This window comes from Ensifer aridi (assembly GCF_002078505.1).
Lineage (GTDB): Bacteria > Pseudomonadota > Alphaproteobacteria > Rhizobiales > Rhizobiaceae > Sinorhizobium > Sinorhizobium aridi.
Genome location: NZ_LUAV01000020.1, coordinates 54,477 through 64,338, shown reverse-complemented (window position 1 = coordinate 64,338; position 9,862 = coordinate 54,477). Strand labels below are relative to the sequence as shown.

The window sequence follows — 9,862 nt, the reverse complement described above, 5'->3', positions numbered from 1 at the left end:
GTAGGCTTCATCACCCGCAGGGGCCGGAGGCCGTCTCCAAAGCGCCCATCTCGGTCATTCGAGCCTATTCCTACAATTTCCCGAAAGCGGACACCGGATTAAACCCTTGGGGCGTCGGTCGATCCGGTGCGGTTCAATCAAGAACCGCGAGGCGACACCGCAATAGAGAATTCGTCGCGGGCAAGCTAGAAGATCAGACCTGCTCCTCCCATACCACTTCGTACAGGCGCAGCGCGTCCCCCTTGAGCTTGTTAGTGAGGTCTGTGATTAACGTTCCCGCTCTTGCGTCATCATAGGCCGAAACCTCCTTCGCCTGGTCCATGACGCTTTCGAAGACGCCGGGAGAAAGACGAGCCGACAACCGAACGCCCAGCACACTCGGGAAGATTTTCTCGAAGCTGTCTCGGACTTCCTTTAATTCTGGTGCGAAGCTAGTGTTGCTGAGCAAGAACTCTGGCCTCATCATGAAATGCGCGCCGCCGCGAGCTGCAGAAGCCAGCGCTCCGGCTCGTCGAACCTTACCATCCTGAGTCAGCCACCAAGTCTGGTAGCCCCACTGATTTCCAGGGCTGTTCTCCTTGGTCTCAACGCGCCTTCGAAATACACCGAGGATATGCTGTCATTTTACAGTTAATCGTAAGACTCAGATGTGAGCGATATCAACGACTTGGCCCGGCACATAATCGAGAATAGGCAATTAAATCGAGAATCCCACGAGAATTTGGCACTTAATCTTGCTAAGCGCCGCGATGACTAAAATCGCAGTTTTTGGCTGAAGTGCATCAGGAGATATGAAATCTTACAAAGGGTTACCTCCATATCAGCAGGCGTTAAGCGCCAAGTACCATCTCAAAGATTCTCAGATTTAAGTGCCACAACTCGCCGGAACCACCGCATTCTAACGATTAAGTGCCAACCGACACGCGGCCCTTGTTGAGCAGTGACAAGCCCTTGATTTTGCGGGTTATCTGCCGACCGAGATTTGTGGAGGGTCGACGGCCTCTTGAGAAGAGCCTAGCCCTGGCGATCTCTCGAGAGGCGATAGAATCCGCGCGTGCAACGCTTGTGCAACGCTGCGGAGGTGTCCGGGCAGCCTCGAGGCGTGGCTGGTAAGGAAGGGCGTCATGCCCAAGCAGTAGCCCTACGAGGGCCAACGGATGCCTGTCAGGCTTTGAAGCGATCAACTGCAGTGAGGCGCTTGATCGGTGGGTCGGCTTCATCCCAGCGATAGATTTCCGAGCGCAGATACCGAAGCTCGTCGTCGAGTGCCTCTTCCGCAATCTCGATCCACCAGGACTTCGGGCGGCCGTCACTGCCATCCGACCAGCGATAGCCGCGCGTCTTCAGGTGGTCCTTCATATCAAACGGACTGTTTTCCGCGAAGATGCGAACACGGGATCGCTGACTTGCTTCATAGAGCTCTGCAAATGGCGACCGGCCCGGTTCTCCCCTACCCTGTGCGAGAACCTCCAGCAGAGCAAAGCAGTCATCCACTGCCCGATGCCCCTCATGAAAATAGCCCGCCTGCCCGATCAGGTATCAGAGCTTGGTTCCTTCAAAACCGCGCGATGCCCAATCGATTTCCGAAACCGAGCAGGCCCAGGCCTTCCCGGCGAAGATGGGGGAAAAAGCCTCACAGAATGGTCGGTCGAAGCCCGCATTATGAGCAATGACGAGATCGGCCGGCTCTATAACGGCGCGCAACTGGTCGGGGTCTATCGCTCGGCCGGCCACCATCTCGTCGGTGATGCCGGTTAGACGAGTGATCTCGGCCGGAATCGGATTGGTCGGCTGTTGCAGGCCGCCGTAGACGGCAATAACATCGCCGATACTGCCGGCATCATCAAATGTGAACGCGACAGCACCGATCTCAATGATTTCGTCCTTGCGATGGTCGAGGCCAGTGGTCTCGCTGTCGACGATCACTCCAATCCGCGCAAATCCGAGCCGCGGAGCAGCGACGATCTTCCGGGGTACCAGCTTCCGCAGGACACGATAGTCTCCGCTCTGTTCGAGAAGTTGCGCCATGCTCTCATTGTCGAGCCTAGTCCCGTGCCGCCGTTTCGACGGCGCGTGAAGCGCCACGACAACATCATCGTTCGCCTCGAGGGGCGCGGGAAACATCTCAAGCTGCGACTCGCTGTCCAGTATTCCTCAGGCTGGCGCACGTGGGCTGAGTACCGACAATAGAAAGTCGGCGAGACTCCGGCAATGAGGATGAGGCGCTAGATCCGATTTTGGCAAGAACAGACGACCGAAATCTGTCGACAACCAGGGTTGCCCAATCAGACTCGCTCTTACCGACCGAAATACCTGCAACCGATCCAAGTTGAGTCTGACCCGGAATGCGGCAACAGGGGAGAAGAAACTGATCGAATCGCCTTCGGTAGTGGTGGAGAATTGAGCTGACAAGCCGGATCGTCGCAGCGTCCGCCGATACTCGGCAACGACGGGCACGAAAGAGCCCAGCAGCAGCGGGCTTCAGCGCGCAGGTATCCGTCGGCCTTGCCAAGCCTCACGCACCCGAAATCGACTCAGCGAACCGGGGGCACTGGCGTGATCGGCCGATCCTGCTCGTCTGGATCAAGTGGTGGAATAGTTTCGGGCTCCGGAGCTGGTTCCTTGCCGAGTCCGTCATCGGGATGCGGCTCGCGACCGGGCGCCGGTAGAGGCGGTTCGCCTTCGCGTTGCGGTTCCCGCTGCGTCATCCAAACCGGGGCCAGTTCAGCCGCCAAGCTTCTTATGAATTCCTTCATCGATCGCTTCCTTTCTGTTCAACAGAGGTAAGCCGCTAGGCAACCATGTGTTCCAGTGCGCGATCGCCACCTTGTCCCATTGCGCGCCGTGTTCAGCGCCAAGCTAATCGGAACCGAGGCGTGGACCAACTGCCGGGGGTGGTCTTAGCGCATGTCGCAGCCCTGCTCGTGCAGGATTCGATTGCCCGCGCTATTGGTGTTAGAATCTCAGCCAACCCGGCGGAGCCGTGTCCGGTCATGACCAGAGTAACCGCCCTGCCCGATCAGATGGATTTCGACGTGGCCGCCGACGAATCGGTACTCGAGGCCGCTCTGAGATCGGGCGTGCCGTTTGCACATGCGTGCGGCGGCCGGGCTAAATGCTCGACCTGCCGCGTGTGGATCCTGGCGGGCCTGGAGGCCTGCCCAGCTCGGAACTCTGCTGAGGCTGCCATGGCGGACCGGTTGAGATTGGCAAAGGAGGTCCGGCTGGCTTGCCAGCTTAAACCGGGAGGCGACCTTCGCGTCCGGCGTCTGGTGTTGGATGAAACTGACATGATGATCACCAGCCAGCTTGGCGCCTCTGCCGAGACAAAGTCCGGGGAAGCCAAGCACGTTGCGGTGTTCTTCAGCGACATCGCCAATTTCACGGCGCTGTCGGAGACGCTTTCTCCGTATGACGTGATGTATCTGCTCAATCGCTACTTCGCGCAGGTCGGCGACATCATCGAGCAGAACGGCGGTTTCATCGACAATTTCATCGGTGACGGGCTAATGGCCGTATTCGGAATGAACGACCAGCCCGACGCCCCGCTGCGCGCCATCAACGCGGCACTCCAGACCCTTGGCACGGTCGATCGTCTAAAGCCCTTCTTCGCCTCGATGTATGGCATCGATTTCGATATTCGCATTGGCCTCAACTACGGCGAGGCCGTCATCGGCACCTTGGGTTTTGCGGGACACGGACGTCTGACTGCCGTCGGTGACGTGGTCAACGTGGCAAGTCGGATCGAGGCTGCCAACAAGGAGGCCGGTACGCGTCTGCTGATCTCCGAGTCGCTCCGCGACGAGATCGCCGACAAGGTGGAAATCGGCGATTTCCTTAGAGTGCGCCTACGCGGTACCGGGGAGCGTACGAGTCTGTTCGAAGTCGTCGGCCTGAAGCCTGAAATCGACGCGGAACTTAACGCCAAACCTCCCCGCGAAACGGTCCGGCAGGGCGGCAGAAGATGGATTCGCGCTTTTGCGGAAGACGAACTTCAACTGCACGAACGACGGATTCTCGACTTCGAAGACTACGACGTCGTCGTCTTTCGCGGAGCGGACGGCTATTGCGCCTTCAACAACGCCTGCCCGCACCTACATCTGCCGCTCTACGAACGCCGCAGTCCAGCCCAGGTTGAGGGGCTGCAACTCCCACACACCGAAAGCACCATCACCAGCGATCTTGGCCTGGTCTGCCGATGGCATCAGAGCTGTTTTGACCTGCTCACTGGTGAAATCAGGCAATGGGCGCAGTTGCAGCAGGATGGCACTGCGCCCGGCTATGAATACGCGGGTGACATTTCGAAAAACCGCGCCAAGCTGGCCATTTACCCTTGCCGACAACAGGACGGATTTGTCTGGATCGGCCTCGACTAAGTTTCGGGACCTTTTAGCGGCCCTCCGTCGATGCCAGTCCATGCGCGGCGACTTACCGGAGGCCAGTGGAAACGTTGTCGGCTATTTTCCCAGACTTATCGGCAGCTGCCGGAACATAGCGGCGGGGCGGTGATTGGGTGTGAAGCCGGAGAAGATTGAAATGACGGCCATTCCGCGCGACACCGCTTTCGACAGCACCCTCGCCCTTCTGAGAGACGGCTATGAGTTCATCTCGCGCCGGTGCGATCGGTTCGGCACGGATATTTTCGCTACGCGCATCATGCTCAGGAGGGCCGTCTGCCTTCGCGGGGCCGCGGCTGCGGAGATGTTCTACGGCTCGGAGTGTTTCACCCGTCAGGGAGCGATGCCGTGGACGACGCTCCGGCTCCTGCAGGGCAAGCGAAGTGTCCAGCAACTGGAAGGCCCCGCCCACAGGCGCCGTAAAGCGATGTTCCCGTCGCTGTTGCGCGAGCAGGAAAAGCTGGAATCGATGCGGCGGTTGTTCACGCAAGAATGGCTACGGGCGCTGGAGAGTTGGAAGGCACGCGACGAGATCGTCCTGTTCGACGAGGCGCAACTGGTGCTGACGCGAGCGGCCTGCGCTTGGGCCGGCATTCCAACGGAACTGCATGACCCGGAAAAATTATGCCGGGAGTTCAGCGCGATGATCGAGAATGCCGGAAGCGTCGGCCCCGCCACCCTGCGCGCGCTCCTGCTGCGCAAGCGCACGGAACGCTGGGCGCGCTCGCTTATCCGGCGGGTGCGCCCCGGCGACCTCGTCCTGCCCGGGACAGCACCGCTTCGCATCGTCGCGGAACATCGCGACGCGGACCGCAAGCTGCTCGATGTCAGCAGTGCGGCGGTCGAAGTGATAAACCTGCTTCGCCCGATCGTCGCCGTGGCAAGATACATCATGTTCGCGGCCATGGCGCTGCGCGATCGCCCCGAGTGGCGGGAGCAATTTGCGGCCGGCGATGAACGCCATCTCGAAACTTTCGCGGAGGAAGTCCGCAGGGCCTATCCCTTCTTCCCGCTGGTCGGCGGACGGGCGGTGAAGGCCTTTGAGTGGCAAGGATACCGGTTCCGGGAGGGCGAGTGGGTGATGCTCGACCTTTACGGGACCAATCATGACGCCCGCCGTTTCCACGCCCCGGACCGTTTTGATCCGGAGCGGCAGATTTCCTGGACGACACAGGGTTTCGACTTCATCCCGCAAGGCGGCGGCGAAGCCGAGCTCACCCATCGCTGCCCCGGAGAGGCCTTCACGGTGGAACTGACGAAGCAGGCCATTCGCCTGTTGACGCAAGGTATGTCCTACGAAGTGCCGGAACAGGACCTCACGCTCGACCTGTCGCGAATTCCGGCACGGCCAAAAAGCGGGTTCGTCATGCGCGATGTGCGGCCAATCTCCCATGCCAGCAAGCCGATAATGCGCACGCGATTGTTACCCGACCAGCGCATCAGCGCCGCGATCCGGGAACAGCGGCAGCATTCCAGGCTGGCAAGAAACGGCAATGGCGGCCGTCATGAGCGGCAGTGTCACAAGCATCGTTACGACGGCTGCGCTGGCGCTGCTCGCAAGATCGGAAGGAAGGAGCGCCTTCCAGCCGACCAGTGCGACCAGCCATTGGCTCCATGGCGAGAATGCCGGCCGCGTCAGGATCGCGGACGCCAGGCACACGTTGCTCGGCTACTGCACCCATCACCTCTCGGCGATCTTCTGGGCCCTGCCCTTTGAAGCATGGTTGGCGGCCGGCCACTCCAAAGCACCGACCACGGTATTGCGGAAAGCGGCGCTGACCGCCGCGCTTGCGGCCCTGGTTGACTATCGCCTCGTACCGAAGCGGCTGACGCCCGGCTGGGAGACGGTACTTTCGAAGCGATCGGTCGGCGCGACCTTCGCCGCAATGGCGCTCGGCTTGGCGCTGGGCGGGATGGCATCACGGAAATGGCATCGCCCACCTCAAGGCGCCAATTCCACCTCAAGACACCTCACCCGGCGCCACCGACCGGAGTGATCACCTTACCCGTCCCGCCGCAGTCTGGGCATGCCTCGCCGTCGAGCTTGCCTGTTCCCGCGCAGCGGCGGCAGATGTTCTCGCCCGAACCGAGCGTGCCGGCGGGAACCTCGTCCGGATTGGATGAACTGGGCCGGGTATTGGATCCGGTCGTTTGCTTGGACTTCTGAGCCATTACGCTGTCCCTGTTCTGCCGGTGGTGCCTCGCGACCCGCTCGACGTTACTCGGTGTCAGGTAGTAATCATGGGAGGGATCCAGACCGAGGGGAGCCGCTCGCGGTGCCCCCTCTGAAATCCTCCTAGGGTTGGCTGACTTGCGGCAGTGGCCGCCGTCTCGCCGGCGCTGTTTTCTTGCGTGTCGGACGACTGACACCGCTCCGGATTGTGAAATAGCACCTAGTAATCCATCAGGCGCTAAATTGTTCCTGGGTAACCGCTTCGCTGCCACCATGCCGACCGGCACCCAACGCGCTCGGAGCTCTCAAAGAGAATGGTCGGGGGCATCGGTTCTCAACTGAACCCGACACACCTGCCACATCAGGCTCGATCGTCTCGAATGGGAATGAAGAGCGGGTCAGAGGTTTCCTTTCAGTGTGACCAATTTTATAATCAGGCCGCGCTGGGCATGAACAAATGGACCGCAAGCTTTCCACGATTCTCGCGGCAGACGTCGTGGGCTATTCAGCCCTGATGGAACGCGACGAAGCGGGTACTTTTGAGCGCCTTCGTGCCGGTCGTAAGGAACTGTTCGAGCCGGAGATCGCCCGGCATCACGGCCACATTTTCAAACTTATGGGCGACGGGATGCTCGCCGAATTTGGCAGCGTCGTGGATGCCGTGGAATGCGCCGTCGCGCTGCAGCGCGGGCTGGTGGAACGGAACGGCGCCGTTCCCGAGGATCAGCGGATCCAGGTCAGGATCGGGATCAATCTCGGCGAGGTGATTGTCGAGGGCGAAGACCGGTATGGAGAAGGCGTCAATGTCGCGGCCAGGCTTCAGCAGCTGGCAGACCCGGGTGGGGTCTGTGTCTCGGGGAAGGTAGCCAAGGAGGTTGAGAAGAAGCTGGCCTTCGGCTTAGAGCCGATGGGCGAGCAGAAGGTGAAGAACATCGCCGAGCCGGTGCAGGCCTTCCGCGTCCTCCTTGAGGGACAAGCCCGACGCCGACCAGCGCGGTCATCGTTTCCGCGCTGGGGTTGGGCGGCAGTAGTCGTTTCCATCCTTGTCCCGGTTCTGGTCGGCTTGGTGTGGCAATTCTGGCCGACGGCGGCAGTAGTCGGCAAGCCGTCCGTGGCGGTACTGCCATTTGACAATTATGACGGCGACGAGGCGACCGGCCGCCTCGCTGATGGTCTCACCGAGGACGTTATCACCGACCTGGCGCGGTTTCCGGAGTTTCAGGTCATCGCGCGAAACTCGACCGAGACTTACAAAGGAAAATCGGTAGATGTTCGCGAGGTCGGCAAGGCGCTCGACGTCGGCTTTGTGGTCGAAGGCTCGATTGCGCGCGAGGCGGACCGGGTGCGGATCACCGCGCAGCTCATCGACACGAAGACCGCGCGCCATCTCTGGTCGCAGCGATGGGATCGGCCGGACAACGAGGTATTTGCCATCCAGACCGAGATCGCCGAGCAGATCGCGAACCGTCTCGGCGGCGGCGCCGGGCTGATCCAGGAGACCGGCCGGATGGCGGCCCACCGCAAGGCGCCCAGCAACCTCAACGCCTACGAGCTCTATCTGCTCGGCACCGAAAGGCTGGAGCAGGTCGACCGGGTGAACCTCGAGGCGGCGCTCGGGCTGCTGACCCGGGCGGTGAAGTCCGACCCCGGCCTTGCCCGCGGCTGGATCGAGCTCTTCCACACGCACTCGCTGCTGGCCAGTTTCGGGGTCGAGCCGGAGCGAAACCGGAACCTGGCCCAAGCCGCAGCCGAGCGGGCGCTTGCGCTCGACCCAAGTGACCCCGAAGCGCACGCCGTCTACGGCAGCAGTCTCGGCATGCGTGGCGACTTTGCACGGGCCGAGGCCGAGTACGAGACGGCGCTGCGTTTGGCGCCGAACGCCGCAGAGATTCTGATCTTCTACATCGGCTGGACGCCAAGTTTCGGCAAGCCCGAGCGCGGCGCCGAACTGGTCGAGCGGGCGATCCGACTCGACCCGAACTACCCCGCTTGGGCGAACCGGCCCTTCGCCCTGGCCTATTTCATGGCCGGGCGCTACGCCGAGGCGGTGGCGATGTTCGAGCGGCTGGGAACAGCGCGGCACAATCTCTGGAGTTGGTCGGCCCATGCAGGGGCGCTCGCCGCCGCGGGGCGGCGGGAGGAGGCGGCGGCGTTGGTCGCCCGGGCGCGCGCGACGCACCCGACTTTGACCATTGAGTCGATCGCGAACGAGGCCTTCTGGAACGATGCCGAGCGCCAGCGCTTCATCGACACGATGCGCCTTGCCGGCTTTCCCGCCTGTGCCACGCCCGAGGCTCTTGCGAAGATCGAGAAGCCGCTGCGCCTCCAGGAGTGTGTGTCGCGTTAAACTGCAAGCGTCGAAATGACTGCCGATGGGCGCCTCGAACAGGTCCAACATTCCCCCTTGCCCGCGTATCCGCAAGGTGTGCAACTTCCGCTCGGTGCTCCTTCCGGTCTACGAGACGTACGGCAGGACCACCACTGCGTCCTTCAGCATCATCCGAACGTGGGACGGCAGCCCATGAGTCGGCCAATCAAGCCCTTCGCCTTGAACGGGTTCGATCGGTCGACCCTGCAATCGAGGTCGCTCGGTTCAGCGTTGCCAAGGATCAACAACGACGACGCCAGTGCCTTCGAAGTCTCTGATGTTTCGCGTCACGACGATCATGTCGTGGACGAGAGCCGTCGCCGCAATCAGCGCGTCGGCCTCGTTGCGCCGGTCGGGGATGTGCAGGTGCGCGCAACGTGTCGCAACCGCATCGTCAACCGGCAGAATTCGGTCGGCGAATTCCGGGCGCACGTGACTGTCAAGCCAAGAACGCAGCCGAGCGCCTTGTGTAGCGTCCCGGCGCTGTACCCCGAGTACACCGCGCTCCAGCTCAAGAATCGTGATCGCCGAAAGGAAGAAGCGCTTCGCATCCTCCGCTCCGATCCACGCCACTACATTGGCATCGGCCTTGCCGTCGCCGACCTTGCGCAATTCGGAAACGACGTTGGTATCCAGCAGGTATCTCAAGACAAGTCCACTTCGCGCGGCCCGATTTCAACGCGGTGCGGCTCAAAATCGATCGCCGAGAGGCCAGGCATGGCAAGAGCGTCGACAAGGCTGCGGTGCTTACCTGTCAAGCGCTCGAATTCATCATAGGTCATTAGGACGTGGGAAGGCTTGCCGCGGTCAGTTATGATAACCGGGCCGCCTTTGGCTGCCTTCTTAGCGCTACTCACGTCATGATTCAGCTCTCGGCTGGAAAGGGTCGTGATACCCACGGCTCACCTCCATGTAGGTAATTAC

At 61.3% G+C, this 9,862-nt stretch carries 7 protein-coding genes and 1 pseudogene; 3 read left to right on the top strand and 5 right to left on the bottom strand.

The genetic code is table 11. The features are described from left to right. Positions 1 to 193 precede the first annotated feature (193 nt). Both AYK65_RS18425 and AYK65_RS18420 read right to left on the bottom strand, forming a co-directional pair. Positions 194 to 448: a hypothetical protein gene (locus AYK65_RS18425; protein WP_139793230.1), complete on the bottom strand. Its 255-nt coding sequence runs from the start codon at positions 446 to 448 to the stop codon at positions 194 to 196. Positions 449 to 1,164: 716 nt separating this feature from the next. Continuing rightward, positions 1,165 to 2,124: pseudogene (locus tag AYK65_RS18420) on the bottom strand (3'-5' exonuclease). A 752-nt stretch (positions 2,125 to 2,876) separates the two neighbouring features. Between AYK65_RS18420 and AYK65_RS18415 the strand changes: the two are divergent. Next, positions 2,877 to 4,376, top strand: coding sequence for an adenylate/guanylate cyclase domain-containing protein (locus tag AYK65_RS18415; protein WP_172402015.1), 1,500 nt, complete (start codon positions 2,877 to 2,879; stop codon positions 4,374 to 4,376). A gap of 160 nt (positions 4,377 to 4,536) precedes the next feature. Further along, the gene (locus AYK65_RS18410) at positions 4,537 to 6,114 is read left to right on the top strand and encodes a cytochrome P450 (protein ID WP_244560015.1); all 1,578 of its coding nucleotides are present in this window, start codon (positions 4,537 to 4,539) and stop codon (positions 6,112 to 6,114) included. 254 nt (positions 6,115 to 6,368) lie between these two features. Here the strand turns inward: AYK65_RS18410 and AYK65_RS18400 are convergent, their stop codons facing one another. Further along, entirely contained in the window at positions 6,369 to 6,569 is a 201-nt protein-coding gene (locus AYK65_RS18400) for a hypothetical protein (RefSeq protein WP_081159373.1), read from the bottom strand. Between the two features lie 458 nt (positions 6,570 to 7,027). On the opposite strand from AYK65_RS18400, the gene AYK65_RS18395 reads away from it, so the two are divergent. Continuing rightward, complete coding sequence (locus AYK65_RS18395) at positions 7,028 to 8,917, top strand: adenylate/guanylate cyclase domain-containing protein (RefSeq protein ID WP_081159371.1); 1,890 nt, start codon at positions 7,028 to 7,030, stop codon at positions 8,915 to 8,917. Positions 8,918 to 9,163: 246 nt separating this feature from the next. Here the strand turns inward: AYK65_RS18395 and AYK65_RS18390 are convergent, their stop codons facing one another. Together AYK65_RS18390 and AYK65_RS18385 are read right to left on the bottom strand one after the other, a co-directional pair. Beyond that, on the bottom strand, positions 9,164 to 9,586 hold the full coding sequence (locus AYK65_RS18390) for a type II toxin-antitoxin system VapC family toxin (protein ID WP_026614400.1): 423 nt from the start codon (positions 9,584 to 9,586) through the stop codon (positions 9,164 to 9,166). Then, complete coding sequence (locus tag AYK65_RS18385) at positions 9,583 to 9,837, bottom strand: type II toxin-antitoxin system Phd/YefM family antitoxin (protein ID WP_026614401.1); 255 nt, start codon at positions 9,835 to 9,837, stop codon at positions 9,583 to 9,585. Before AYK65_RS18385 ends, AYK65_RS18390 begins: the two co-directional genes overlap by 4 nt. Positions 9,838 to 9,862 lie beyond the last annotated feature (25 nt).

What these genes read in the sequence shown, in the direction of transcription:
- AYK65_RS18395 (WP_081159371.1), top strand. Translation starts at nt 7,028, where the DNA reads ATGGACCGCAAGCTTTCCACGATTCTCGCGGCAGACGTCGTGGGCTAT.
- AYK65_RS18400 (WP_081159373.1), bottom strand. Translation starts at nt 6,569, where the DNA reads ATGGCTCAGAAGTCCAAGCAAACGACCGGATCCAATACCCGGCCCAGT.
- AYK65_RS18410 (WP_244560015.1), top strand. Translation starts at nt 4,537, where the DNA reads ATGACGGCCATTCCGCGCGACACCGCTTTCGACAGCACCCTCGCCCTT.